Source organism: Brachybacterium sp. SYSU DS0246, from assembly GCF_059391765.1.
In genome coordinates this window covers 117,882-143,017 of record NZ_JBZXYT010000006.1, presented here as the reverse complement: position 1 = coordinate 143,017, position 25,136 = coordinate 117,882, and the positions used below count along the sequence as shown (strand labels likewise).

The 25,136-nt window shown below is 71.5% G+C and carries 23 protein-coding genes; 15 read left to right on the top strand and 8 right to left on the bottom strand.

Annotation, left to right across the window (positions count from 1 at the left end):
* Nucleotides 1–103: 103 nt before the first annotated feature.
* Nucleotides 104–2,050 (bottom strand): aconitate hydratase, encoded by a 1,947-nt coding sequence (locus tag AC5020_RS04775; RefSeq protein ID WP_377015691.1) that lies wholly within the window; start codon nucleotides 2,048–2,050, stop codon nucleotides 104–106.
* Between the two features lie 377 nt (nucleotides 2,051–2,427).
* Here AC5020_RS04775 and AC5020_RS04770 point away from each other — a divergent pair, with 377 nt between their 5' ends.
* The 8 genes from AC5020_RS04770 (at nucleotide 2,428) to AC5020_RS04735 (ending at nucleotide 9,733) form a co-directional block, all read left to right on the top strand.
* Nucleotides 2,428–2,943 (top strand): DUF1990 domain-containing protein, encoded by a 516-nt coding sequence (locus tag AC5020_RS04770; RefSeq protein ID WP_464987431.1) that lies wholly within the window; start codon nucleotides 2,428–2,430, stop codon nucleotides 2,941–2,943.
* A 114-nt stretch (nucleotides 2,944–3,057) separates the two neighbouring features.
* Nucleotides 3,058–3,801 (top strand): DUF5701 family protein, encoded by a 744-nt coding sequence (locus tag AC5020_RS04765; protein WP_464987430.1) that lies wholly within the window; start codon nucleotides 3,058–3,060, stop codon nucleotides 3,799–3,801.
* A 94-nt stretch (nucleotides 3,802–3,895) separates the two neighbouring features.
* Nucleotides 3,896–4,807: a dihydrodipicolinate synthase family protein gene (locus tag AC5020_RS04760; protein ID WP_464987429.1), complete on the top strand. Its 912-nt coding sequence runs from the start codon at nucleotides 3,896–3,898 to the stop codon at nucleotides 4,805–4,807.
* A gap of 7 nt (nucleotides 4,808–4,814) precedes the next feature.
* Nucleotides 4,815–5,321, top strand: coding sequence for an AAA family ATPase (locus AC5020_RS04755; RefSeq protein WP_377015700.1), 507 nt, complete (start codon nucleotides 4,815–4,817; stop codon nucleotides 5,319–5,321).
* A 252-nt stretch (nucleotides 5,322–5,573) separates the two neighbouring features.
* Nucleotides 5,574–6,542 (top strand): YncE family protein, encoded by a 969-nt coding sequence (locus AC5020_RS04750; RefSeq protein ID WP_464987428.1) that lies wholly within the window; start codon nucleotides 5,574–5,576, stop codon nucleotides 6,540–6,542.
* 172 nt (nucleotides 6,543–6,714) lie between these two features.
* Nucleotides 6,715–8,418 (top strand): carbon starvation CstA family protein, encoded by a 1,704-nt coding sequence (locus AC5020_RS04745; RefSeq protein ID WP_464987427.1) that lies wholly within the window; start codon nucleotides 6,715–6,717, stop codon nucleotides 8,416–8,418.
* Nucleotides 8,418–8,678 (top strand): cory-CC-star protein, encoded by a 261-nt coding sequence (locus AC5020_RS04740; protein ID WP_464987426.1) that lies wholly within the window; start codon nucleotides 8,418–8,420, stop codon nucleotides 8,676–8,678. The genes AC5020_RS04745 and AC5020_RS04740 overlap by 1 nt, the downstream gene beginning before the upstream one ends.
* Nucleotides 8,669–9,733, top strand: coding sequence for an ArsA family ATPase (locus tag AC5020_RS04735; protein WP_464987425.1), 1,065 nt, complete (start codon nucleotides 8,669–8,671; stop codon nucleotides 9,731–9,733). Before AC5020_RS04740 ends, AC5020_RS04735 begins: the two co-directional genes overlap by 10 nt.
* A gap of 47 nt (nucleotides 9,734–9,780) precedes the next feature.
* On the opposite strand, the gene AC5020_RS04730 is transcribed toward AC5020_RS04735, so the two are convergent.
* On the bottom strand, nucleotides 9,781–10,482 hold the full coding sequence (locus tag AC5020_RS04730) for a helix-turn-helix transcriptional regulator (RefSeq protein WP_464987424.1): 702 nt from the start codon (nucleotides 10,480–10,482) through the stop codon (nucleotides 9,781–9,783).
* A gap of 125 nt (nucleotides 10,483–10,607) precedes the next feature.
* Between AC5020_RS04730 and AC5020_RS04725 the strand changes: the two genes are divergently transcribed.
* Nucleotides 10,608–10,976 (top strand): VOC family protein, encoded by a 369-nt coding sequence (locus AC5020_RS04725; protein ID WP_377015718.1) that lies wholly within the window; start codon nucleotides 10,608–10,610, stop codon nucleotides 10,974–10,976.
* Nucleotides 10,977–11,162: 186 nt separating this feature from the next.
* On the opposite strand, the gene AC5020_RS04720 is transcribed toward AC5020_RS04725, so the two are convergent.
* A complete protein-coding gene (locus AC5020_RS04720) occupies nucleotides 11,163–12,341 on the bottom strand; it encodes a GDSL-type esterase/lipase family protein (RefSeq protein ID WP_377804150.1) in 1,179 nt (392 codons plus the stop codon).
* 264 nt (nucleotides 12,342–12,605) lie between these two features.
* On the opposite strand from AC5020_RS04720, the gene AC5020_RS04715 reads away from it, so the two are divergent.
* Nucleotides 12,606–14,177 carry a multicopper oxidase family protein gene (locus tag AC5020_RS04715; protein ID WP_464987423.1) on the top strand — a complete coding sequence of 524 codons (1,572 nt, stop codon included), beginning with the start codon at nucleotides 12,606–12,608 and terminating at the stop codon, nucleotides 14,175–14,177.
* A gap of 27 nt (nucleotides 14,178–14,204) precedes the next feature.
* Here AC5020_RS04715 and AC5020_RS04710 read toward each other — a convergent pair whose 3' ends face one another.
* Nucleotides 14,205–14,867: a response regulator gene (locus tag AC5020_RS04710; protein WP_464987422.1), complete on the bottom strand. Its 663-nt coding sequence runs from the start codon at nucleotides 14,865–14,867 to the stop codon at nucleotides 14,205–14,207.
* Entirely contained in the window at nucleotides 14,864–16,051 is a 1,188-nt protein-coding gene (locus tag AC5020_RS04705; RefSeq protein WP_464987421.1) for a sensor histidine kinase, read from the bottom strand. The genes AC5020_RS04710 and AC5020_RS04705 overlap by 4 nt, the downstream gene beginning before the upstream one ends.
* Before the next feature lie 134 nt (nucleotides 16,052–16,185).
* Here AC5020_RS04705 and AC5020_RS04700 point away from each other — a divergent pair, with 134 nt between their 5' ends.
* Nucleotides 16,186–16,671 carry a hypothetical protein gene (locus AC5020_RS04700; RefSeq protein ID WP_464987420.1) on the top strand — a complete coding sequence of 162 codons (486 nt, stop codon included), beginning with the start codon at nucleotides 16,186–16,188 and terminating at the stop codon, nucleotides 16,669–16,671.
* On the opposite strand, the gene AC5020_RS04695 is transcribed toward AC5020_RS04700, so the two are convergent.
* Both AC5020_RS04695 and AC5020_RS04690 read right to left on the bottom strand, forming a co-directional pair.
* The gene (locus AC5020_RS04695; protein ID WP_464987419.1) at nucleotides 16,640–17,485 is read right to left on the bottom strand and encodes a response regulator; all 846 of its coding nucleotides are present in this window, start codon (nucleotides 17,483–17,485) and stop codon (nucleotides 16,640–16,642) included. The genes AC5020_RS04700 and AC5020_RS04695 overlap by 32 nt on opposite strands.
* Nucleotides 17,482–18,783 carry a sensor histidine kinase gene (locus AC5020_RS04690; RefSeq protein WP_464987418.1) on the bottom strand — a complete coding sequence of 434 codons (1,302 nt, stop codon included), beginning with the start codon at nucleotides 18,781–18,783 and terminating at the stop codon, nucleotides 17,482–17,484. The genes AC5020_RS04695 and AC5020_RS04690 overlap by 4 nt, the downstream gene beginning before the upstream one ends.
* Nucleotides 18,784–18,885: 102 nt before the next feature.
* On the opposite strand from AC5020_RS04690, the gene AC5020_RS04685 reads away from it, so the two are divergent.
* The 3 genes from AC5020_RS04685 (at nucleotide 18,886) to AC5020_RS04675 (ending at nucleotide 22,347) form a co-directional block, all read left to right on the top strand.
* Nucleotides 18,886–19,635: a GAP family protein gene (locus tag AC5020_RS04685; protein ID WP_464987417.1), complete on the top strand. Its 750-nt coding sequence runs from the start codon at nucleotides 18,886–18,888 to the stop codon at nucleotides 19,633–19,635.
* A 173-nt stretch (nucleotides 19,636–19,808) separates the two neighbouring features.
* Nucleotides 19,809–21,122, top strand: coding sequence for an alpha/beta fold hydrolase (locus AC5020_RS04680; protein WP_464987416.1), 1,314 nt, complete (start codon nucleotides 19,809–19,811; stop codon nucleotides 21,120–21,122).
* Between the two features lie 382 nt (nucleotides 21,123–21,504).
* Complete coding sequence (locus tag AC5020_RS04675) at nucleotides 21,505–22,347, top strand: endonuclease domain-containing protein (RefSeq protein WP_464987415.1); 843 nt, start codon at nucleotides 21,505–21,507, stop codon at nucleotides 22,345–22,347.
* A 137-nt stretch (nucleotides 22,348–22,484) separates the two neighbouring features.
* Here AC5020_RS04675 and rbsK read toward each other — a convergent pair whose 3' ends face one another.
* Complete coding sequence (gene rbsK / locus AC5020_RS04670) at nucleotides 22,485–23,438, bottom strand: ribokinase (protein WP_464987414.1); 954 nt, start codon at nucleotides 23,436–23,438, stop codon at nucleotides 22,485–22,487.
* A 267-nt stretch (nucleotides 23,439–23,705) separates the two neighbouring features.
* Between rbsK and AC5020_RS04665 the strand changes: the two genes are divergently transcribed.
* Nucleotides 23,706–25,133, top strand: a complete 1,428-nt coding sequence (locus AC5020_RS04665; protein WP_464987413.1) for an exo-beta-N-acetylmuramidase NamZ family protein — start codon at nucleotides 23,706–23,708, stop codon at nucleotides 25,131–25,133.
* Nucleotides 25,134–25,136 lie beyond the last annotated feature (3 nt).

Sequence of the window (25,136 nt, the reverse complement as noted above, 5' to 3'; positions counted from 1 at the left end):
TCTGGGGTTTGTGATTTTTTTTTGTGTTCTTGTGTTGGGATGTTTTTGGGGGTGTGGGGGTGGGGTGGGGGGGGGCGGGGCGGGCCCCCCCCCCCCGGCCGCCTCAGCTGACCTCGCGCGCCGCCAGCGGGATGCGCCCGCCGGCCAGGATCATCTCCACCTGCCGGTCCGAGAGCCGGTGGCGCAGGCGCACCTCGCGGCCGCCGATGGTGGCGGTGAGGTCGTGGCCGGCCTGCAGTGCGTCGTGGATGCCCTCGAGCACCGCCTGGTCCCCGACGCTGATCTGCTCGCGGTCGGAGGGGTCGACGAACTCCAGGGCGAGGATCCCGAAGTTGGCGAGGTTCTGCCAGTGGATCCGTGCGAAGGACTCCGCGATCACCACGCGCAGCCCCAGGTATTGCGGGGCGATCACCGCGTGCTCGCGGGAGGAGCCCTGCCCGTAGTTCTTGCCCGCCACCACCACGTGCCCGCCGGGGGTCTGCTGGGCCTTGGCGGGGTAGTCGGGATCGATCCGGGTGAAGGCGAATTCGGAGATCTTGGGGATGTTGCTGCGGTAGGGGAGGGCCTTGGACCCGGCCGGCATGATCTCGTCGGTCGAGACGTCGTCCCCCATCGCCAGCAGCACCGGCACGTCGAGGTGGTCCTCGATGGGCTCGGCGTCCGGCAGCGCGGAGATGTTGGGGCCCTTGACCAGCTCCACCTTCGCCGCCTCCTCGGGCGGCAGCGGCGGGGTGAGCATGTCGTCGATGACGCTGTAGCGCTCGGGCATCGTCGGCCGCGGGTAGACGATCGTGTGGGAGTCGACCAGCGTGCGCGGATCGGTGATCTTCCCGGTCAGTGCAGCGGCCGCGGCGGTCTCCGGCGAGCACAGCCATACCGCGTCCTCCTCCGTGCCCGAGCGGCCCGGGAAGTTGCGCGGCATCGTGCGCAGCGAGTTGCGGCCGCTGGCGGGCGCCTGGCCCATGCCGATGCAGCCCATGCAGCCGGACTGGTGGATGCGAGCGCCGGCCGAGACCAGCGCGGCCAGCCAGCCTCCGGAGATGAGGTCGGCGAGAACCTCGCGGGAGGTGGGGTTGATGTCGACCGAGACTCCCGGGTGCGCCTGGCGGCCGTCGAGGATCTGGGCGACCACGGCGAAGTCCCGCAGCCCCGGGTTGGCCGACGAGCCGACCACGACCTGCGAGACGTCCTCTCCGGCGACCTCGGCGACCGGCACCACGTTGCCGGGGGAGGAGGGTTTGGCGATCAGCGGCTCGAGGGTGGCCAGGTCGATGTGCTCGGTGTGGTCGTAGCTCGCACCCTCGTCGGCCTCGATCCGCTGGAACTCGTTCTCGCGGCCGACGGCCCGCAGGTAGTCGCGCACGGCGTCGTCGGCCGGGAAGACGGTCGCGGTGGCGCCGAGCTCAGCGCCCATGTTCGCGATCACGTGGCGATCCATGGCGCTCAGCTGCGCGAGCCCGGAGCCGTGGTATTCGATGATCCGGCCGACGCCGCCGCTGACCCCGTGGCGGCGCAGCATCTCGAGGACCACGTCCTTGGCCGAGACCCAGTCCGGCAGGGTCCCGGTCAGCTCCACGCCCCAGATCTCGGGGACGCCGACGTACAGCGGCTGGCCGGCCATCGCCATCGCCGCCTCCAGGCCGCCCACGCCGATGGCGAGCATGCCCAGCGCGCCGGCGGCGCAGGTGTGGGAGTCCGAGCCGATGAGGATGGTGCCGGGCCGGCCGAAGTGGGCCTGGTGGACGGGGTGGGAGACGCCGTTGCCGGGCTTGGAGAACCACAGCCCGAAGCGCTGCGCGGCGGACTGCAGGAAGAGGTGGTCGTCGGGGTTCTTCTCGTCGGTCTGCAGCAGGTTGTGGTCGACGTACTGGACCGACAGCTCCGTGCGCACCCGATCGAGGCCCATCGCCTCCAGCTCCATCATCACCATGGTGCCGGTGGCGTCCTGGGTGAGGGTCTGATCCACCTTCAGGCCGACCTCGGAGCCGGGCGCCAGGTCCCCTTCGAGCAGGTGAGAGTCGATGAGCTTCTGTGCGACGTTCAGTGCCATGGCGCTGTTCCTCCTGGGATCGCGGCCCGCCCCGGTCCGTCGGCGGACCTTCTTACAGCCTAGGCCGGATCCGGGCGGGCTGCCCAGGGTTCGACCGGGCGGGCGGCAGCGGCTCCCGACGGGTGCGACGCGGGGGAAGCGGTCACTGGGGAAGTGCAGTCAGCCTGGCTGACGGCGCCGCGGCTCGCAGCACCACTGCCCGAGCGTCCGGGGTGCAGGGGCAGTACCGGATTCTCGCGGCGGTAATCTGGCCGCAGGCAGGCAGAACTCCTGCCGATCTGCGCTGGAGGTGTCGGGGTATCACCGCTCGTCGGACTGTGAACCGTCGGACAGTGAACCGTCGGAAAGCGAGCGATCGGGATGCGCTCCGTCGGACCATGAGCCGTCAGGAGCACCAGGTCACGGTCCCGGGACCCCTACTGACTACTGCTCCCCGGGATATCGAGAGCGCACCACGGGGCTTTGCCCGGTTTGAGCGCGACGTACGCGTGAGCAGCATCAGCTTCGAGCAGGCCGCTGCGGACCTGCTCGCCTGGCGCGTCCACGAGCGCGCCGGCCTGCGCGTCACAGCATCGGACGTCCCGGCGCGCGAGGGCACCCTGGTGGAGCTGCGCCTCGGCATCGGGCCGTTCGCGATCTCGGCCCCGTGCACGGTGCTCACGGTGATCGACGAGCCGGACCGCCGCGGATTCCGTTACGGGACGCTCGAGGGCCACCCCGAATCCGGGATCGAGGAGTTCACCGTCTGCCGGGCGCACGACGGCACCGTCACCTTCCGCATCGAAGCGGTCTCACGGCCGGCCCGATGGTATTCGCGGATCTGTGCGCCGCTGGCCCGGCTCGTCCAGGAACGCATCACCAGCCGTTACCTTCGCGCGCTGTCCGGCAGGTGACGGTGTGCCCCGCGAGGGGACAGATGACGTCCTATCCCGCGAGGAATCAGGCGACGTCTTCTCGCGCCAGGGAATGAGGGACGCTTCCGCCACGTTGAGCTGCTTGCGGCCGACGTGTCCCCGTCACGCCGCGCACCACACCATCCCGGCACCGCCGCCCCTGCCCGAGGAGACTCCATCACGCAGCCCGACGCCGCCCTGCCGACGAACGCCGCCCTCACCGCCGTGTCCCTGCCGAGCCTCGCCGACCAGGCCCAGCGCCTGATCGACCTCGACGTCCATGCCCGCGCCGGACTCACGGCGCAGGCCCTGCACGCTGCGGCCGACTCGCGGGGGAGCGCCCGCACCGATGCGCTGCTGGCGATCCGCCCCGACCTGGCGCCGCCGTCGGCCCTGGCCCCGCTGATGCGACGGGCCGACAAGCCCGGCTTCGTCGTCGAGGACATGACTGATGTGGACGAGTTCGCACCCGTCGGCATCGACGTCCCGTCGACCCCGGTGTACGTCGTCGAGGGAATCGACCGCGGCGACGCGTTCGCCAACCGCACCCTCGAGGAGAGCCTCCCGGAGATCACGGGGCCCGGACGCAGCCCGCTGCTACTGACGGAGGGTCTGCACTGGGTCCTCCAGCAGCCGGACGTCCTGGAGCGCAACCACTGCTTCATGACCATCGGATCCCGACTGACGACGAAGAGCGGAAAGTTCGACTCCCGCACCCCGGCGCTGTGGATCAGCAACGGGACCGGACGCGACGGGCGCGAGCGGAAGGACGCTCCGAAGCTCGGCTGGTGCTGGTGGGGCAACCGCCACACGTGGCTCGGGATCGCCTCCGCCGCCGGTCGTGTCGCCGTGAGCTGAGCGTCGCGCCGCCAGGCTCTGACAGCCGGGCCCTGAGAAACGGGTGCTGAGAAACCTGTAGAGGGGCGGGTCCGGGCGCTGTACGTTCGGGCGCATGGTCACCGGTCTCAGCGCCTTTCCCCTCACCCCGTTCCGGCACGACGACGTGGACATGGGCGCGTATGCACGCCTGGTCGCTCGCATGGTCGAGGCGGGCGTGGACTCGATCGGCGCGCTGGGGTCGACAGGTTCCTACGCCTACCTCGACCGCAGCGAGCGGCGAGCGGTCGCCGCTGCCACCGTCGAGCACGCCGGCGAGGTGCCGGTGATCGTCGGCATCGGAGCGCTGCGCACCTCATGGGTCAGGGCTCTCGCCGCCGACGCCCAGGAGGCGGGGGCATCCGCCGTGCTGCTGGCCCCGATGAGCTACCAGCCGCTGACCGAGGACGACGTGGCCGGGCTCTACGAGGACGTGACCGCCGAGCTCTCGGTCCCGCTGGTCGTCTATGACAACCCCGGCACCACGCATTTCACCTTCTCCCTCGAGCTCTACGCCCACATCGCCCGGCTGCCCCAGGTGGGGGCGATCAAGATCCCACCGGTGGCGGGGAGCGTCGCCGAGGTGCGTGAGCGCGTGCAGGCGATCCGTGCCGTCGTTCCCGGCCACGTGAAGCTCGGGATCTCCGGTGATGGGTTCGCGGCAACAGGATTGCTGGCCGGATGCGACGCCTGGTTCTCGTCCCTCGGCGGCACCCTCCCTCGCACGATGGCCGGCGTCGCTCGCAGCGCACTCGCGGCCCGGGCCGACGGCACGTCCCGGGCAGAGCGCTCGCTGGCCGACTCGGAGGGACTGCGCCCTCTGTGGGACCTGATCGCCGACTTCGGGAGCCTGCGCGTCGCGGCCGCGATCGCCGAGCACCTCGGACTGGTCGCCGCACCCTCCCTGCCGCGCCCGCTGCGCGGCCTCACCGAGGAGGACCGTTCTCGCGTGCGAGAGGTCGTCGACACGCTGGATCTGAGGGAGTGACAGCCGCATGGGCACGAAGAACTACTTGATCGAAGGGCTCTCGGGCACCGGCAAGACCACCGTCGCCGAGGAGCTCCAGCGACGCGGCCACCACGTGATCCACGGGGATCGGGAGCTGGCCTACCAGGGTGACCCCGAGTCCGGTGAGCCGACCGAGACCCAGCTCCACGAGCACCACATCTGGGATGCCCGGAAGGTCAGGCAGCTCGCGGGCGATCAGTCGGCGCCCGCCACCTTCTTCTGCGGCGGCTCGAGGAATCTCCCGCAGTTCCGGGACGTCTTCGACGAGGTGTTCGTGCTGCGGGTCGACCTCGCCACGCTCACCCGGCGGCTGGATGCGCGGCCGGACGAGGAGTGGGGCGGAGGGAAACCGACCGAGCGATCCCGTATCGAGCAGTGGCACCGCAACCACGAGGACGTCCCGGCCGGCGCCATCCCGATCGACGCCACCGCGCCCGTGGCCGACGTCGTGGACGACATCCTCCGGAGGTGCGGCACGCGCACAGTGCGGTAACAGGCTCGCGGAGGCTGCCATCGCGCGCACCGGTGGGGGCACGTCGTTGAACCGGCCTCACCCCGCGTCTACCGTGTTTCGCGGTCGCGCAGCGGCGTCCACCGTGCCCTGCGCGCAGCGAACCGAGCATCCCGGAACGAACCGAGCGTCCCGAGTGGACGAGCGAAAGGGCAGAGCGACATGGTGACCCGACGGACCGTATTCCGCGCCGTGGGCGGCGGACTCCTCGCAGCAGGAGCGGCCCCGACCGTGATGACCTCCCCGGCAGGCGCCGAGAACACCCCCAGCGGCGGAGACCTCGAGGGCACTCTGGTCGTGGTCGAGAAGAGCGGCCATGCCGTCGCCTTCCACGACGCCGCCGACGGGACCCTGCTCGAGCGGATCGAGCTGGGGGAGTACCCGCACGAGATGGTCATCGACAGCGCCTCGAAGTACGCCTACGTCGGCCACTACGGGGTGCGGATGTTCGGTGATGTCGGCAGCGGCGGGACCAGCGTGTTCGTCATCGATCTCGACGCCCGCGAGCTGGTGCGGACGATCGACCTCAGCCCGTTCAACCGCCTCCACGGCATCGCGATCGACGAGCAGGACCGGCTCTACGTCCTCAGCGAGGAGAAGGCCGTGCTGGTGCGGATCGACGATCCCGCCCAGGCCGAGGCCCCGTTGGCCGCCGTGCACACCGGCGGCATCAAGACCCACATGGTCACCCTCAACCGCGAGGGCACCCGCGCCTACGTCACCGGGCTGCTGTCGCACACCGTGAGTCTGGTCGACCCGCACGACGCCTCCATCGCCCCGGTGATCGCCTCCCCGGGCCGGCTCCCGGAGAGCTGCGCCCTCAGCGAGGACGAGAAGCACCTCTACGTCGGCGCCCGCGAGGACAAGGCACTCGTGCGGCTCGATGCGCGGACGATGAAGGAGAAGCAGCGGGCCGACGTCCCCGGCGACCCGCTGCGCGTCTACGTGGTCCCCGGCCAGGACAAGCTGCTGACCACGGACATCGAGAACCGCACCGTCACCCGCTACGACGCGGATCTCGCCGAGGAGACCTCCATCGGTTTCGACGGGACGCCGGCCGGGATCTCCTTCCACCCCTCGGAGCCGACGGCGTTCGTGACCCTGCTGGATGCCGACACGGTCGCGATCCTCGACCTCGACGCCTTCACCGTCACCGGCACCATCTCCACCGGCTCCGAGCCCGACGTGACCGCGTTGATCTGACGTCCGAGCGCACCCGGAGCGGTGCCGACAGCGCCCCCGTCGTCGGCTACCGTGTGTGCCAACGCGCGCGATGGGGACGCGGACGGAGCCACGCCGCCCACGGCGGCCGTCGGCCCCCGATCGTGGACGCCCACCGGCGCGCGTACCGCACATGACAGGAAGGCTTCCCCCAGTGAACTCGCTGATCCTCGCCGTCGTCGGCATCGCCATGATGGTGGCGGGGTACGTGCTGTACTCCCGCTTCCTCTCCGGTCGCGTCTACAAGCTCGACGCGGCCTTCCGCACCCCCGCCCATGAGCTGCGCGACGGCGTGGATTTCGTGCCCACCAACAAGTTCGTGCTGTGGGGGCACCACTTCACCTCCGTCGCCGGGGCCGCGCCCATCGTCGGCCCCGCGGTCGCCGTGATCTGGGGCTGGCTGCCCGCGTTCCTGTGGGTCACGCTCGGCACCGTCTTCTTCGCCGGCATGCACGACCTCGGCGCGCTGTGGGCCTCGGTGCGCAACCGCGGCCAATCCATCGGCACGCTCTCGGCCCGCTACATCGGCGCCCGCGGCAGCCGGCTGTTCCTGGTGGTCATCTTCCTGCTGCTGCTCATGGTCAACGCCGCCTTCGCCGTGGTGATCTCCGGGCTGTTCGTCTCGACCCCGACGGCGGTGATCCCCGTCTGGGGCGCGCTGGTGGTCGCGGTGCTGATCGGTCAGGCCATCTACCGGCTGAAGTGGAGCCTGCCGGTGGTCTCCGTGGTGGGCGTGGCCGCCCTGTACGCCCTGATCCTGGTCGGCGACCGGTTCCCCGTCGCCCTGCCGGAGACGGTGCTGGGGATGTCCGCCGAGGCGTTCTGGATCCTGGTGCTGTTCGTCTACGCCGCCATCGCCTCGACCCTGCCGGTGTGGGTGCTGCTGCAGCCGCGCGACTACATCAACGGCCTGCAGCTGTTCATCGGCCTGGGGCTGCTGTACGGCTCGGTGCTGATCTTCCGGCCCGAGATCGTCGCGCCCTCGTTCAACACCAGCGTGCCCGAGGGCACGCCCGGGGTGATGCCGCTGCTGTTCGTGACCATCGCCTGCGGCGCCATCTCCGGCTTCCACGGCATCGTCTCCTCCGGCACCTCCTCCAAGCAGCTGGACAAGGAGACCGACGCCCGCTTCGTCGGCTACTTCGGCGCCGTCGGCGAGGGGCTGCTGGCGCTCGGCGCGATCATCGCCACCACTGCGGGCTTCCGTACGCTCGCCGACTGGGAATCGGTGTACTCGGCGTTCAACGAGGGCGGCGTGGTCGCGTTCGTCGACGGCGGCGGCGCGATCCTCAACGCCGGCCTGGGCCTGCCGACGTCGCTGTCGGCCACGATCCTGGCCACCATGGCCGTGCTGTTCGCGGCGACCACCATGGATACGGGCGTGCGCCTGCAGCGCTTCGTGGTCCAGGAGATGGGCCAGATCGTCGGCCTCAAGCTCGGCACGCTCTCAGCGACGATCGTCGTGCTCGTGGTGTGCCTGGCACTCGCCTTCGGCGCGGGGGCCGACGGGTCCGGCGGCATGCTGATCTGGCCGCTGTTCGGCACCACCAACCAGCTGCTGGCCGGGCTGACCCTGGCGATCCTGGCCGTGATGCTCACCCGCAAGCGCCGCCCCGTGCTGCCGATCATGATCCCGCTGCTGTTCGTCCTGTTCGTCAGCGTCTACGCGCTGCTGATCCAGCTCGGCGGGTTCCTCGCCGAGGGCAACTGGCTGCTGCTGATCATGGACATCGTCATCCTGATCGCGGCGGTGTGGGTGATCGTCGAATCCGCGATCGCCCTGAACCGTGCGCGCCGGCAGGAGCCGGAACTGGACGAGCCGGCCGCGACGACCGCCGACGAGGACCGCGCACGCTGATGGCGCGCTCCCGCTGGCGGGCGTTCAGCGACGGACTGCGCGAGTTCTACGTCGCCCCGTACCGCCGCACCTTCGCCCGTGCCCGGCGCGACCAGGACGACCTGTTCCGCATGCTGGTGATGAGCGAGATGCTGGGGGTGCCGAACCCCGCCTCGTACTACACCGCCGAGCTGCTGCCGGTGCTCTACGACAGCTTCCACGACTGGCACCGCCGCATGGGCATGGAGCGCTCCCCGCTGGAGGATTTCCGATGCTGCTGAGCCTCGCCACCCAGCGGCGCGTGCTGTTCCTGGGCGGCAAGGGCGGCGTCGGCAAGACCACCGTCGCCTCCGCGCTCGCGCTCGCCGCCGCGCGGGAGGGCCGACGGGTGCTGGTGGTCTCCACCGACCCGGCCCACAACCTCGGCCACCTCTGGGATCAGAGGATCGGCGATCGCATCACCCCGCTGGACGGGGACGGAGGTGGCCCGGCTGCGATGGATGGCGACGGTGGCCCGCGTGTCGGCGCAGGTGCCGCTGCCGGAGGTGGCACCGGCGGCGGCTTGCTCGCCGGCATGGAGATCGACCCCGACGCCACCACGGATCAGCACCTGGCCGAGGTGGGCAGCACCCTGAAGCGGCTCATGCCCGAGCACCTCGCCGGCGAGGTCGACAAGCACATGGACCTCTCCCGCCGCTCCCCGGGCACCCACGAGGCCGCTGTGCTGGAGCGGATCACCGAGCTGGTCGAGACCGGGATGCAGGACTTCGACCTGGTCGTCGTCGACACCGCCCCCTCCGGTCACACCGCCCGGCTGATGACGCTGCCCGAGGTCATGACGGCCTGGACCGACGGGCTGCTGAGCCGCCGGGAGAAGTCCGAGAAGCTGGGCGCGGCGATGCGGGGCCTGGACGGGCACGGCTCGAAGATCCTCGGCAGTGCCGCCCCGCGCGACCCCCTCGAGGAGCGCGACGAGGAGATCCGCTCCATCCTGCTGCGCCGCCGCGATCGCCTCGCTGGCCTGCGGGAGGTTCTCACCGACGCCGAGACCACCTCCTTCGCGATCGTGCTGGCCGCCGAGCGTCTGCCGGTGCTCGAGACCATCGAGCTGCACGAGGAGCTGACCCGCACCGGCGTCGACGTCGGCGCACTCGTGGTCAACAAGCGCTCCCCGGCAGGCCGCGGGGACTTCCTGGAGCGCCGCCGGGCACTGGAGGAAGAGCATCTGGCCACCCTCCGCTCCGCGCTGCCGGAGGTGCCGCTGCAGGAGATCCCGCTGGGGGAGGAGGACGTCGTCGGCGTCGCCGCGCTGGAGCGGTTCGCGCGGTTGCTGTGAGGTGCCGGCCCGAAGCGGTCGACGCCGGGCCGCTCCGTCGCTGGCCGTCACCGCTCGAAGCCGAGGAACTCCCAGCGCGAGAGATCGGCATCGAGCGGATCCGGGGTGCGCTGCGGCGGGATCTCGTCGGTCTTCTCGATCCGCGCGATGCAGTCGGTGCGGAAGCCGCGCACTGCCTCGCGCAGCCGGCACCAGCCCACCAGGATCCAGGCGCCGCGCACGGTGATCAGTCCCAGCGGCTCCACGTGCCGCTGGGTGCGCTCGCCGCAGAGGTGCGAGACGTACTCGAGCTCGAGAACGCGCGGCCGGACCAGCACATCGCGGATCACCGCGTCGACGTCCTCGGTGGCTCTGCCCTCCGGGGCCATGCTCGCCACCCGGCCGGCGAGGTCCCGGACCATCTCCCGACGCTCGGGAGGCAGAGCGGCCAGAACTTTATCCATCGCCCGGCGCGAATCTCCTGCGAAGGGCGAGCCCATCATGACGCTGAGCCCGGCGACGACCGCCGTCGCCTCCTGCGGCGTGAAGGCCAGCGGCGGCAGCGAGTAGTCCCGTCGGACCGCGTACCCGCCGCGCCGCCCGGGCTCGGCGTAGATCGGGACGCCGGCCTCCTGCAGCGCGCGGACATCCCGCTCGATGGTGCGGGTGCTCACCCCGAATCGCGCGGCCAGCCGCGGCACCGAGATGGGGCGTTCGGCGTTGGCTCGCAGCACGTCGAGCACGGCGTGGTGACGTTCACTGCGGCGCATCCTCTCAGGGTAGAGAGCGCGACCGGGACTACGGCGAAAGTTCGGGTCGAAACCCCGACAGACTGCTGTCGCGCGGCCGCCTGATCCTGGAGGCACACACCCCGATCAGAGAGGAAAACTCCACCATGACCAGTCCGAACATGTTCATCGTCTACGTCAGCGACGTCGTCCGGACCGTCGACTTCTACCGACAGCTCTTCGACATCGAGCCGAGCTTCTTCCCCAGCCCCGGGTTCGCCGCCTTCTCCCTGGCCGACGGGGTGGACCTGGCCCTGTGGAGCGGTCACGGCGACGCGCTCGCCGGAGACCCGGTGCGCACCAGCGAGGTGACCCTGTGCCTGCCCGGCGGGCCGGAAGTCGTCGAGGAGCAGTACCGCACCTGGGCGGGCCTCGGCGTCACGGTGCTTGAGCCCCCTCACGACGCCGTCTTCGGCCGCACCTTCGTCGTCGCCGACCCCGACGGGAACCGCATCCGCGTCGCGCCGGTGGACTGACGGGCCCGCCGGCCCGGCGTCGATGCCCCGAAGGGTTCGAACCCCGTCGGGGCATCGTGCGCGGCTATTCGGCGCGCTCTCGATGGTCAGCAGTGAGGATGTGAGCGACGGGCACTGAACTCATGAATCACTTCTCAGGATGACGGAGAGAAGCCGCGGATCGGTCCGCGCGGCTGCTGTATCGCGTCAGTGAGTCGCAGCCGAGCGAGCTGCCGTCCCTGCGCGCCCCAGCGCCAGCTGCGCGAATCGCTCCCCGATCAGGCGATGCGCTGCGGTCGAAGGGTGCAGCCCGTCGGGCAGCGGCAGCCGGTCGGCGTCGGCCTCGCCGTACAGGGAGAGCCCGTCGACCAGGTGCAGGTGCTGGTCGTCGCTGCGCCCCTCGAGTACCTCCCTCGTGGCGTCCCGGATCACCTCGAGGGTCAGTCGCCCCAGCTCCGTGTCGCCGGGGGCCCCGGTCGCCGTGAAGCGCACCTGGTCGCTGCCGATGCTCTCGGGGTCGATAGCACCCGGGCCGGGAGTGCGCTCGTGGATCCCACAGTAGATCGGGGTGACCACGAGCAGCGGAGCATCGGGATGGCCTTCGCGAACGGTGTCGAGCAGCCCGTGCAGTGCGGGGACGAACGTGCGGCGCCGCATGGCATCGGCGTTGACGAGGTTGATGCCGATCGCGAGGCTCACCACGTCGGCCGGCTCGTCACGGACGATGCGGCCGATGAACGGATCGGCCATGGCGCTGCCGCCCAGCCCCAGGTTCCGCAGCCGCATGCCGGCCGCGCGGGCGGCGACCACGGGCCAGATGCCGGTCGGGTGGGTGGCGTTCGAGCCCTGACTGATCGAGCTGCCGTAGTGGATCCACCGCGGCCCCGTCTGCTCCGCGGGCCGCACCGGTGCGTCGGCGCGCGCGGAGAGGATCTCGACCTCCTCGTTGTGGGGCAGCCACAGCTGGACGTGGTGCTCACCGGGGGAGGGGAGCTCGAGGAGGACCCGGTGCGGGGATCCGGTGACCAGTTCCGTGCTGCCGTCCCGGAGGTCGACCTGGACTGCGTCACCACCGGTGAGGCTCTCGCTGCGCAGGAGTTCGCCGTCGACGACCACGTCCACGGCGCCCCGTGGGCGCGGCGCACCGACGTAGTCCACGCGGCGGGGGTGCAGGACCAGCTCCACCTGCCCTGCCGCAGTGCGCAGCTCCAGGCGCACCCCGGAGGGCTGTGCCTCCATGGCCATCAGCTGCGGCTCGGGCCAGCGCTCGCGCAGCCACGAGGGCAGCCGGTGGGGCCGCACGCCCCGTGCGGTCCGCTCCAGGCCGCCGTCAGCGGCGGTTGCGGAGCCGAGGAGGAACTCGTCGGTGAGAGGGACGTCGATCATGCGGGGTGTCCTTCGCGGGAAGCTGAGCCGGTGCGGGGAAGGTGCGCCGCACGAGCTGTCGGGCCGACGCTCGCCGAGACCACGGCAGCGTCCGTGAGAGCGGGACCATCCGGTGTCCCCGAGTATGCCGTGTTGCGTCGCCGGCGTGCCCGGCCCGGCCCGTCCCGTCGCTTCCCGTCGACCCCGGACGTCGCCCGCGAGCGACCCGGGCCGCGACGGGAGGCCGATGACGGACCGGTACCCGGCTCCGTAGCGTCCGACGGTATGCAGACAGGAACGTCACCACAGCGACCCTCGCGCCGCGACGCCCTGCGCCTCGGCGCTCTGGCCAGCACTGGCCTTGCCCTTCCCGCCCTCGCCGGCTGCTCGGGAGGCGGGCTGCTGCCGGGCGGGCTCTTCGCCGGCAACCAGAGCGCCCAGGACAGCGCCGGCGTCGTGATCGAGAGCGCAGCCCGGTTGCCGGAGCCCTTCACCGCACCCCTGCCGATCCCGCCCGTGCTGGAGCCGGTCGGCACGGACGGTGACGCGGACCGCTACGAGCTCATCCAGAAGGTGGGCCAGGCGCAGATCCTGCCGGAGGTCACCACCGAGGTGTGGGGCTATGACGGCATCTTCCCGGGCCCCACCCTGGAGACCCGGCGGGACCGGGAGACCGTCGTGACCCACCACAACGAGCTGGACGTGCCGACCGTCGTGCACCTGCACGGCGGGGTCACGCCGGCCGAGCACGACGGCTACCCCACCGACTTCGTCGAGCCCGGGTCGAGCCGCGAGTACGTCTACCCGCTCCGGCAGCGCGCGATGACGCTGTGGTACCACGACCACCGGATGGACTTCACCGGGCCGCAGGTCCACCGCGGCCTGGCCGGCTTCCACCTGATCCGCGACGACGAGGAGGACGCGCTCGGTCTGCCGGCGGGGGAGCGGGAGATCCCGCTGATGATCGTCGACCGCAGCTTCGCCGAGGACGGCTCGTTCCTCTACCCCTCGATCGACCCCACGCTGCAGGAGCATCCCGGGGTCGAGGAGGAATACCTCAGCGGCGTACTCGGGGACTGCATCCTGGTCAACGGCGCCGCGTGGCCCGTCCTGGAGGTCACGAACACGATGTACCGCTTCCGGCTGCTGAACGCCTCGAACGCCCGACGGTACGAGCTCGCCCTGGATCCGCAGCCGGCCGACGGGGCATCGTTCGTCCAGATCGGCAGCGACGGAGGCCTGCTGGCCGCGCCCGTCGCGCACGAGTCGATCGAGATCGCGCAGGCCGAACGGTTCGACGTGGTGGTCGACTTCTCCGCATACTCGGTGGGGGACGAGGTGACGCTCGTGAACCGGCTGGGTCAGGACGGCACCGGCCAGGTGATGCGCTTCGTCGTCGCCCGCGAAGGCCCGGAGGAGGCGCGGATCCCCGAGACGCTCTCCGAGATCACGCCGCTCTCCCGTGACGAGGTCACCGTCGAGCGGGAGTTCGTCTTCCAGCGCGGCGGCGCCGAGCACGAGGGCATGACCCTGTGGACCATCAACGGCGAACCCTTCGACCCCGACCGCATCGAGGCTGCGCCGCAGCTGGGCGAGGTGGAGCTGTGGCGGATCCGTGCGCTGAACCTCGCCCACCCCTTCCACGTCCACCTCTCCCCGTTCCAGGTGCTCAGCACGGGTAGTGGGGAGGACCCCGGCCCGTTCAACAGCGGGTGGAAGGACACCGTCGATCTCGGCAGCGGCGGGGAGGCGGAGATCCTGGTGCGCTTCGAGCAGTTCACCGGGAAGTTCGTCGTCCACTGCCACAACCTCGAGCACGAGGACATGATGATGATGGCCAACTTCGAAGTGTCCTGACCTGCGGTCATTGCTTCTCGTCGGTCGTCAGGCCTCGTCCTCGGAGTAGAGCCCGGAGCGGTGCGCGATGACGGCCAGCTCGGTGCGGTCGCGGGCGTCGAGCTTGGTGAGAATACGGCTGACGTAGGTGCGGGCCGTGGCGGGGGAGACGAACAGGCGGCGGGCGATCTCTGCGTTCGTCTCGCCATGGGCGATACGGCGCAGCACGGCGAGCTCACGCTCGGTCAGGCGCGCCAGGCGCGGATCCGGTGCCTGTGGGACGGCCGAGGATGCCAGCTGCGCCATGACCTGTCGGGTGATGCGCGGCGAGAGCAGGTTCTCCCCGGCCGCGACCGTCCGCACGCCCTCGCGCAGGTCGCCGGCGGGGGTGTCCTTGAGCAGGTATCCGGCCGCGCCCGCCCGGACGGCGGCGAGGATCTCGGCCTCGTCGTCGAACGTCGTGAGGATCAGCACCCGCACTGCATCCAGGTCCCCGTCGGCCGTGATCTCGGCGGTGGCGGCGATGCCGTCGGTATCGGGCATACGGATATCCATGAGCACCACGTCGGGATGGTGCCGTCGGGTCAGCTCGACGGCCTCTCGGCCGGAGCGGGCCTCAGCCACCACACTGAGGCCAGTGGCCCCCTCGAGAAGGGCGCGCAGACCTGCGCGCACCAGATCCTGGTCGTCAGCCAGCAGCACGCGGATCATCGCGCCTCCTCGTCGAGAGCGAGCGGCAGCACCGCGCGGACGGCGAACCCGCTGTTCTCGGGGCCCGCGGTGAGGTGCCCGCCGAGGGCTTCGGCGCGCTCGCGCATGCCCACGATGCCCGCCCCGTGCGATGCCGGCGGCCCCGCGTCGCCGTTGTCGATCACCGACAGCTCGAGTACGCCCTCGACGATGCGCGCCGTCACCTCCACCCTGCTTGCGCGAGAATGACGGACGACGTTGACAGCCGACTCCTGCACGATCCGGGCGGCCGCCGCGTCGACCGGTCCGGGCAGTGGGGCATCGAGCTGGACCGACGTCGACAGCTCCGTGCCGGGCACGAGCAGCGTCGGCAGGCTCTCGAGCACGGCGGAGAGAGAGTCGGCCGGCGCGTGCGCCTCGTCCGGGGCCCGCAACAGTCGCACAGTGCGTCGCAGCTCCGAGAGCACCGCCTGGGAGGAGTCGGTGATGATCCCCAGCGCCGCGTCGGCGGCGGCCCGGTCTCCTCGATCGAGCGCCTCGCGGGCCACGTCGGCGTGCAACGAGATGACGGTCGTGCGGTGACCGAGCGCGTCGTGCAGGTCGCGGGCGATCGCCTCGCGTTCGATGCGGGCACTCTCGGCGGTGCGTCGGCGTTCGTCCTCGGCGGTCAGGGCGATGATGCGGCGGGCATCGGCCACCAGGCGGCGGCGCGAGCGGAGCCCGTCACCGAGGGCGATCGCGGCCGCCATCAGCAGCACGTGGCCGGCCAGCTCGTACCCGATCACCAGGGAGGCGGCCTCGCCCTCGGCGAGGCGGAAGAACACGCTGGCGCCGACCACGAGCAGCGCGGCGCCGATCGCCCAGCGCAGGCGGCCGGCCTCGGCGGCGGAGAACAGGGCCGCCGCGACCGGCACCGCGACCCCGATGGCCGGGTAGCCGAAGGAGTAGTAGGCGAACAGGCCCAGCACCGAGACAGCCAGGACGAGGACCGGGTAGCGGCGACGCACCAGCATCACCGCACCCAGGCCGGCGGCCCACAAGTAGGTGACGGCGTCCGGATCGGTATCCCCACCGACGCCCGCGGAGATGATCGCGACCAGCACCCCGGTCACCGCGAGCGCCAGGATGATGTCCAACGGCCGGCCGCCCAGTCCGCGCGCCGGCCCCGTCGGGGCGTCCAGGCGGGAGGTGGAGGGCGTGGTCACGGTGACAGCGTAAGCCGGGCCCCTCGACGTCGGCGTCGGCCGGGAGGCGACATCGCGGTGTCGGCTGGCGGCGTACCCGGCTCGCGACGGCCGACGGATGTGGAGGTGATCGGCTGATTCCTAGTGTTGCGGGCATGACGAACCAGACCGCGTCCTCCGCTCCTGTCCGCACCTCTCGGGGCCCGCTGGGACTGTCGATCCTCGCGATCCTCGGCCTCGCCCTGCTCGGTGTTCCGCGCGTGATCCTGCACGACCTCGGCGTGCTCCACCCCGGCACGCTGGCGAACATGCTGCTGGTGTTCGTTCCCGTGATCGTGTGGATCGTCGTCGCGATCGCCGCGAGGGTGCCACGACCGTTCCTGACCCTGCTGGCGATCGGCGCCTGCTACGGCGTGCTCCTCGCGATCGGACACCAGATCTTCTGGGGCGCCTCTTTCCCCGACGGCGGCCCGTCGCTGGGCGGGAATCTCTCCGACCTCGATCCGACGGCCCAGGCCATCCTGTTCCGCCTGGTCGCGGTCATCTCGAGCCTGTTCACCGGGGTCATCGTCGGCGTGCTCTCCGGCCTCGTCGCTGAGCTGGTCCGGCTCATCCTGCGCGGGGTCCGCCGCGCCGCGTGAGGTCGCGTGCCGGGTGAGAGCGCGACGCGACGCAGTGCCCTCCCCCGCGGTTCTGCTGCCACCACAGGGCCGCCTGGACCCGGGAGTCCAGCTGCAGCTTGGCTAGGGCGTGGGACAGGTGGGACTTCACGGTGGTGATCTCGACGAACAGGTCGCTGGCGATCTGCTGGTTGGACATGCCCTGGGCGACGAGCGCGAGGACGTCCTCCTCGCGGCGGGTCAGCGGCTGGGTGGGAGCGGCCTGTGCGGTCGCATCTGCGATCCCCGAGCGGGAGCCGGGCCCGGGTCCGGATGCCTCGGCGGCCCCGGCATCGGTGGCGCCCCGGTCCATGGCCACGTGGTCCCCGCCGGCGGCCGACGTGGCTGTCGCCTCGTGCCGGGACGGCAGTGCGCGCCCCCGCAGCGCCCCCACCACCGCTTTGGTCGCCGCCGCGGACAGCACGGCGTCACCCCGGTGGACGTCGCGCACCGCGGCGAGGATCCGCTCCGGGTCCTCGGTCTTGACCAGATAGCCGTCGGCCCCCGCGGCGAGCGCACCGAGCACGTACTCATCGAGGTCGAATCCCGAGATCACCAGCACGTTCGCGCCCGTCTCCCGGAGGCGCGGCGTGATCTCGATACCGGTCGCGCCGGGCATGCGGACATCGGTCAGCACGACGTCGGGCCGGTGCTCGCGGGCCGCGGCCAGCGCCCCGGTGCCGTCGGAGGCCTCGGCGACCACGGTGACGTCGGGCGCCGAGTTCAGCAGCGCGACCAGCCCGGAGCGCACCGCGGGGTGGTCGTCGGCGACGAGCAGACGGATGGGTTCACTCATGAGGTGCGCTCCTGATCCTCGTGGGAGACGGCGGGCCTGTGCGGACCGGCGTGGGCGGGCTGGGCGGCTCGCGAGGAGACCTCGGTGCGGCCGACGGGCAGACACGCATGGACCCGCCACGTCTCCGGCTCGCCGGCATCGGCGGCCATCGGCTCGGACACGGCGGTGCCGCCCACGGCCGTGGCACGGTGGCTGATCGCGCCGCGCCCCACGCCGGCACCGGGCTCCGACTGCTCCGCGAGGCCGTTGACCAGCTCCAGCGTCACGGCGTCGGCTTCCGCGCGCACCACCAGCGAGATCGGCGCCCGACCGTGCTGGACCGCATTGGTGACGGCCTCTGCGGCGATGCGCAGCAGCGCGGCCTGCACCGACGGATCCACGCGCGCCGGGTCCGTGGCGGCGGGGTCGATCTCCACGCGCGCCGCGGGGTCCCGGCCTCGCAGCCGCGCTTCGAGCGAGGGCCAGTCCAGCGTGGCGGTGGGCAGGGCGCCGGATTCCTCGCTCGAGAGCACCCCGATGATCGAGCGCAGATCGCGCAGCGCCGCGTGCGCCGATTCCCGGGCCGTGACCAGCGAGCGTCCACGCGCCTGCTCGTCCTCGAGGGAGGCGGCCAGATTGGTGTGCAGGGAGACCGCGCTGAGATGCCCCGCGATGACGTCGTGCAGGTCGTGGGCGATCTGGCGGCGCTCCGTCTCGATGGCATGGACGGCGCGGGTGGCTGCGAGCTCGCGTTCGAGCCCGGCGAGGGTCTCTGCCGCCTCCCGGGCCCCGCGATGGTGGCGCACTTCCCAGCCCCACAGCAGCGGAGTGGTCACCACGAGCACCGTCACCATCATCACCACCAGCAGGATCGGTCCGACGCCGTTGATCACGACGGTGGTGATCAGCGCGATTGCGCCGGCCGCGACCGCGAGGGCGGTGGTCGCGCGGGCCAGGCGGTGGCTGCCGTGCATGACCGGGTCGAACAGCGCCTCGAACAGCAGGAAGTATGCCGAGATCTGCCCGCCGAGGAGGATCTCCACCACGGCGAGCGGGCCGGCCACCGCGAACGTGACGACCGGCCGGCGGCGACGCCAGATCATGCTCACGCAGCCGGCCAGCATCAGCGTCACCGAGAGCCACAGCGGCCACCGTCCGTCGGCCTCGACGAAGCCGGAGTTGCTCGCCCCGGAGGCCGCCAGCAGCAGCACCAGCGCCGCATACCCGCCGGCGATCAGCAGGTCCCGGCGCTCCGAGCCGAGGCGGCCGAGATCCTCGGGCGAGGGGTCGGCCGCCACCGGCGCCGGGGGAATGGACATGCTCCGAGGTTACGACGCCGTGGCGCACGCCACCTCCCCTGCGCGCGCGGTCGGCACCTTCGGAGGAGGACCGCAGCGGCACCGCCCGGCAGGATCGACGGCATGGAATCGCTCGTCGACACTGCCGGACCGCTCGGCCTGCTCCTGCTCGCCCTCGTGGACTCCACCTCGATGGGCACCCTGGTGATCCCGGTGATCCTGCTGGTCGTCGGGGAGGGTGGGGCGCTCCGCGTGGCCGGCCGCACCCTGCTCTACCTCGTCGTGATCGCCGTGTTCTACCTGATCCTCGGCATCGCACTGCTGGCCGGGCTGCTGCCGCTGATGGAGACCTTCGGGCACCTGCTGGCCGCGCCACCGGTGACCGTGCTGCTCGCCGCGCTCGGCGTGGCGCTGGTGATCTGGTCCTTCCGCCTGGACCCCAAGTCCATCGTCAAGCGCGGCGGGGACCCGGAGGCCTCGGCGCGGAAGTGGACCGAGCGTGCACGCCGTGCCTCGGGCCGGCCCGCGACGCTGGTCGGGCTGGCTCTCCTGGCCGGAGTCATCGAAGCGGCCTCGATGATCCCGTACCTCGCGGCGATGGGCATCATCGCCGACATGGGCATCGGACTGGGCGTCGGCTCGCTGGTGCTGGTCGGCTACTGCGCGGTGATGATCGTGCCCGGCATCGTGCTGAGCGGAGTGCGCGCGGCCCTCGGGGCGCGCGGAGACGCCGTGCTCGAGCGGGTCCACAGCTGGTCGGTCAAGAGCGCGGCCGGCGCCTTCTCGTGGACCGTCGGCATCGTCGGCGCCATCATCGCGCTGAACACCCTCGGCCCGGCGCTGGAGTTGCTGACCGGCGGGCAGATCTCCTGACACAGCCATCGGCATCTACGCCGGCGCCGGCACCCTGCCGCCTGCACGGCACCCTGCCGCCTGCACGGCACCCTGCTGCCTGCACGGCACCCTGCTGCCTGCACGGCACCCTGCTGCCTGCACGGCGCCATCGCCGACGGCACGGCGACCGCGCTCGTCGATACTCTGGGCAGATGCCGAGACCGCTGCTGACCACCGACGACATGAGCACCACCTGGACCCTGCCCGGTCTGGAGCTGCGCGACATCACCCTGCCGGTCCCGCTGGACCACGCCGAGACCGACTCGCCGCGCCTGGAGCTGTTCGCGCGGATCATCTCGGAACCCGACGGACAGGAGAAGCCCTACCTCGTCTTCCTCCAGGGCGGCCCGGGCGCCGAGGCCCCGCGCCCGCTCGGCGCCGAGAACCCGCCCTGGCTGGCCCGCGCCCTGCGCGAGCACCGCGTGGTCATGCTCGACCAGCGCGGCACCGGCCGTTCCACCCCCGTCGGGCTCGACACCGCTCTGCCCGAGGGTGCCATCGCGGGCGCCGCCACCCTGCGCGAGGCCACCGCCTCCCAGCAGGCCGCCTACCTCACCCACTTCCGGGCCGACGCGATCGCGCGCGACGCCGAGCTGCTGCGCGAGCACCTGGGCGCCGAGAAATGGTCGCTGCTGGGCCAGTCCTTCGGCGGGTTCACCACCCTGCGCTACCTCAGCGCCCACGCCGGCTCCGTCGACAAGGCTCTGTTCACCGGCGGCCTGCCCTCGGTCGGGCCGGACATGGACGCCGCCTACGCCACCACCTGGCAGGGCATGATCGCCCGCAGCGAGCGGTACTGGGCCCGCTTCCCCGGCGACCGGGACCGCTTCCGCCGTCTCGCCGATCTCGCCGCCGACGGGCATCTGCGCCTTCCCGACGGGCAGAGCGTCGGCATCGAGCGCCTGCGCCGGCTCGGCCACCTGCTGGGCGCCTCCCAGGGCCAGGAGAAGCTGCACTATCTCCTCGACCTCGATCCCGCCTCACCCGCCTTCGCGCATGACCTCGCCTCCGCCCTGCCCTTCGGCGGCCGCAATCCGCTGTACGCCGTGATCCACGAATCCTGCTGGGCCGACGGCACCGCCACCCGCTGGGCCGGGGACCGCATGATGCCCCAGGAGGTGCGGGATGATGCGACGCTGCTGGCCGGCGAGCACATCCACCGCGACCTGTTCGACGAGGATCCCGAGCTCGCCCCGTGGGCCGAGGCCGCCGACCTGCTGGCCGAGCACGAATGGCCCCGGCTCTACGACGAGGCCGCCCTGCGGGCGGCCGACGTGCCGGGCGCCGCGGCGATCTACTTCGAGGACGCCTACGTGCCCCGCCGGTACTCCCTGGCCACGGCCGAGCTGCTGCCCGGCCTGCGCACCTGGGTCACCAGCGAGTACGAGCACGACGGCCTGCGCGCCGGCGGCGACCGGGTGCTCGACCACCTGCTCGACCTCGCCGACGGGCGCCGCGCCGCCTGAGGAGGGCGGTCCCGGTATTGGCGCGCCGGGCTGGGGCCTGATGGCGCGCCGGGCTGGGGTATAGGAGCAAGCTCCGACTGGACGGTACTCACACGCACAGGCGCGGCGATATACGTCCCGCCTGTGCGTGTGAGTACCGCCGAGCCGAATTCTCTCGGCACCCGTGCCCCGGCAGTACGCATCCCGGAAGCGAGCACAATCGGCGAGCGAGCGAGCGAGCGAGCCTGCCTGCTCGGCGAGTCGGCGGGCTCAGGCCTCGATATCGTCGCGCCGCTGTGCTCACGGACTTCGCCGCGAGTCGGACGTGCCCCGACCGTTCCTCCCCACATCGAGTTGTGCACACCGCGCTTTCGGGGGCTCCGCGGTACGAGAGCCTCGGCCCATGGACAACCGATCACCGCTGAAGAAGAGGCTCGGCGTGTGGCGCGCCGCTGAGCTCGGCCAGCGCGGCATCGACGCGGATCGCCGTCTCGCCCTGGTGAGCCACGGCCGACTGTTCACCCAAGGCAACGGCTGGTACACGACGGCCGGCACGCCCTCTCGTGTTGCCGGCCCGCTGTCACGTGGACACCGTGCGACGTGCGTGACGGCGGCGGAGGTCTATGGGTTATGGACACCGATCAGCACGGCCAGCCATGAAGTGGGTAGGCGAGCGTCCGAAGATGCGGGCCCCGAGGTCGTCACCCGTCATTGGCCCATCGTGCGGGTCTGGCCCGACGACGAACCGATCATGCCGCTGCGCACTGCCCTGGAGCACGCGGTGAACTGCCTGACTGCGGAGGAAGCGGCGACGCTGCTCGAGTCAGCGATCGAGAAAGGGATGCTACGGCTCGACGACGTCGCCGAGATTCTTGCCCGCGCCTCCCGGAAACGGCAGCAGCGGATCGGGCGCATCAGTGCACTCGCCGGCTCCGGCTCCGAGACCCGAGTCCGTCGGTTCTTCGAACGGCAAGGGGTCCGATGCCGCGAGCAGGTGGAGGTTCCGGGAGTGGGTCGCGTCGACCTGCTGGTGGGGGATCGACTCATCGTCGAGTGCGACAGCCGTGCTCATCATGGCTCTGACAAGGCGTTTCATCAGGATCGCAGACGCGATCTGATGTCTCTCTCGGGCGGCTATCTCGTGGTTCGGCTGACGTGGGAGAAGATCTGGCTGGATTGGCCGGCGACCAGTGCACTGCTCACGGATCTGATCCGGCGGAAGGTGCATCGGGGTTCGTTGCTCTGAGTCTGCAGTTCGGGTTCCGGCTGGACGGTACTCACACGCACAGGCGCGGCGATATACGTCGCGCCTGGTCGCTGGAGTACCGCCGAGCAGGATCGCCCCGTCGCCCCTCGCACTCGCCCCCTCGCACTCGCCGCCTCCTACGCGCGCCGTAGCAGGTCCTCGACCTCGGCGCGTGCGGGGATGCTGGGGGAGGCCCCGCGTCGGGTGACCGCCAGCGCCCCGGCCGCCCCCGCCCGGTCCGCGGCCGTGGCCAGGTCCTGGCCTGCAGCGAGCGAGGTCGCGAGGTAGCCGGCGAAGGCGTCGCCCGCCGCCGTGGTGTCGAGGACGTCGACCGGGCGCGCTTCGAGGTCAGTGGTGCCGTCGCGATCGACGAGGACGCTGCCCGCGCCCGCCATCGTGATCACCGCGTGGCCCGCCCCGCGCTCGAGGAACCAGTGGCCCGCACGCTGGGCGGTCTCGCGGGAGTCGACCTCGATGCCGGTCAGCAAGGACGCCTCCGTCTCGTTCGGCGTCACGACGTCCACCAGGGGCCAGATCGACTCGTCGAGGCCGCCCGGCGGGGCGGGGGCGGGATCCAGGATCACCGTGAGGCCGTGCTCGCGGGCGCTGCGAATGATGTGCGCTGTCAGCTCGAGTGGAGTCTCCAGCTGGGTCAGCAGCACGCTGCTAATCGCGGCGAACTCCTCCAGGGCCGCGTCCACATGCGTGGCGCCGAGGCGGCCGTTCGCGCCGGGCACCACCACGATGTGGTTCTCCCCGGCGCCGTCCACGCGGATGTGCGCCACGCCCGTCTGGCCGGGGACCTCATGCAGGTGCGAGATGTCCACGCCGGCCTCGCGCAGGCCCTCCTGCACCAGCGGGGCGAACACGTCATCGCCCACGCAGCCGACGAAGCGGACGGGTGCCCCGGCGCGCCCCGCGGCGACGGCCTGGTTCGCCCCTTTGCCTCCCAGCACGAGGGAGAAGGACTCGCCCAGCAGCGTCTCGCCCGGACGCGGCATCCGGCCGGCGAACGCGGTCACGTCGACCGACGCGGATCCGATCACCAGGACGCCGTCCGCGCCGGCGGAAGACGGGGGCTGTGCGGGCATCTGCGCTCCTCTGCTCGGCCGGTTGGGCGGCGCGATTCGGCCGGTGGGACGGCGTCATGCGACAAGCTCCACGGTAGCCGGGCCGGCGCATGGCCCCACCGCGCCCACTCTGTGTGACGGTTGTCACGACACGCCATCGTTGCTAGCGTCGTCAGTCGCGCGCGATGGAGCCGCACGGCGTCGGCGCAGTGTCCGCGCCGGACGGCACGCAGAGCTGACCAGCACGAGCGTTCGCGCGGCGGACCCGACGACGGAGGAATTCTCATCGTGAACAACCCGGCGCTCCAGCCTGCCCAGCCCCCGCGTACGCCCTCCACGGGCGGCCACCGAGACCCCGAGGCAGGAGCAGAGCGCCCAGGGCGCCGGCGCGTCCTCGCCTCCCTCCCGGCCGGGGCCGTGCTGGCCACCGCCGGCGCCGCGAGCGCCCTCCCAGCGGACAACGGCGGCGGCACCAACGGCAAGGGCAACGGACACGGCAAGGGCAACGGCGGCGGCCACGGACAAGGCCACGGCAAGGGGCGCTTCGCTCTGGGCGTCGAGAACCTCCTGGAAGCCGACCAGCTGTCCACGCTGGACGGCGCGAGCGTCGGCCTCATCACCAACCCCACCGGCACCGACCGGGAGCTGACCTCCACCATCGACCTGCTCATCGGTGCCGAGGAGGAGGGCGGCTTCAGCCTGGTCGCGCTGTTCGGCCCCGAGCACGGCGTGCGCGGCGCAGAGCCGGCCGGCGGCGAGGTCGGCGACTACATCGATGAGAAGACGGGCCTGCCGGTGCGCTCCCTGTACGGGGAGACGCAGAAACCCACACCCGAGATGATCGCCGACGTCGACACCCTGATCTTCGACATCCAGGACATCGGCGCCCGCTTCTACACGTACATCTGGACCCTCTACTACGCGATGGAGGCCGCCGCCGAGAACGACAAGCGCTTCCTCGTCCTGGACCGCCCGAACCCCCTGGGCGCCGAGGCCGAGGGCTTCATCCTCGAACCGGCGCTGTCCTCCTTCGTGGGTCTGAAGGAGATCCCGCAGCGCCACGGCCTGACCGTCGGAGAACTTGCCCAGCTGTTCAACGGCGAGTTCCTCGGCGACGCAGTGGATCTCGAGGTCATCGAGATGAGTGGCTACGACCCCGCGGAGCCGGCCGACGCGGGGCTGCCGTGGGTCCTGCCCTCGCCGAACATCCCCACCGCCGAGACCGCGATCGTCTACGCGGGCACCGGCCTCATCGAGTCGCTGAACGTCTCCGAGGGTCGCGGCACCACCACCCCGTTCCTGTGGTTCGGCGCCCCGTTCATCACCGAGGCGCAGATCGACGCGATCATCGCCGACCTCGCCGAGCTGCCCGGCTTGCTGGCCCGGCCCATGTTCGCCACTCCCACCACCAGCAACCACGCCGGGGAGTTCTGCGGCGGCTTGCAGCTGCACGTGACGGATCCGGAGGAGTACGAGCCGGTGCGCACCGGCATCCACGTGCTCGCCGCCCTTTTCAGGCAGGTCCCGGAGGTCGACTGGCGCGAGGGCGAGGACTGCCGCACCGAGGCCGACGTCTGCTGGATCGACAGCCTCTCCGGCACCAAGCGCACCCGCTCGATGCTCGAGGCCGGCGACCCGGCCGACGACATCGTCGCCGCCTGGCAGGACGAGCTCGACGAGTTCGTCGCCACCGCTCGCCGCTACCGCCTCTACTGAGCA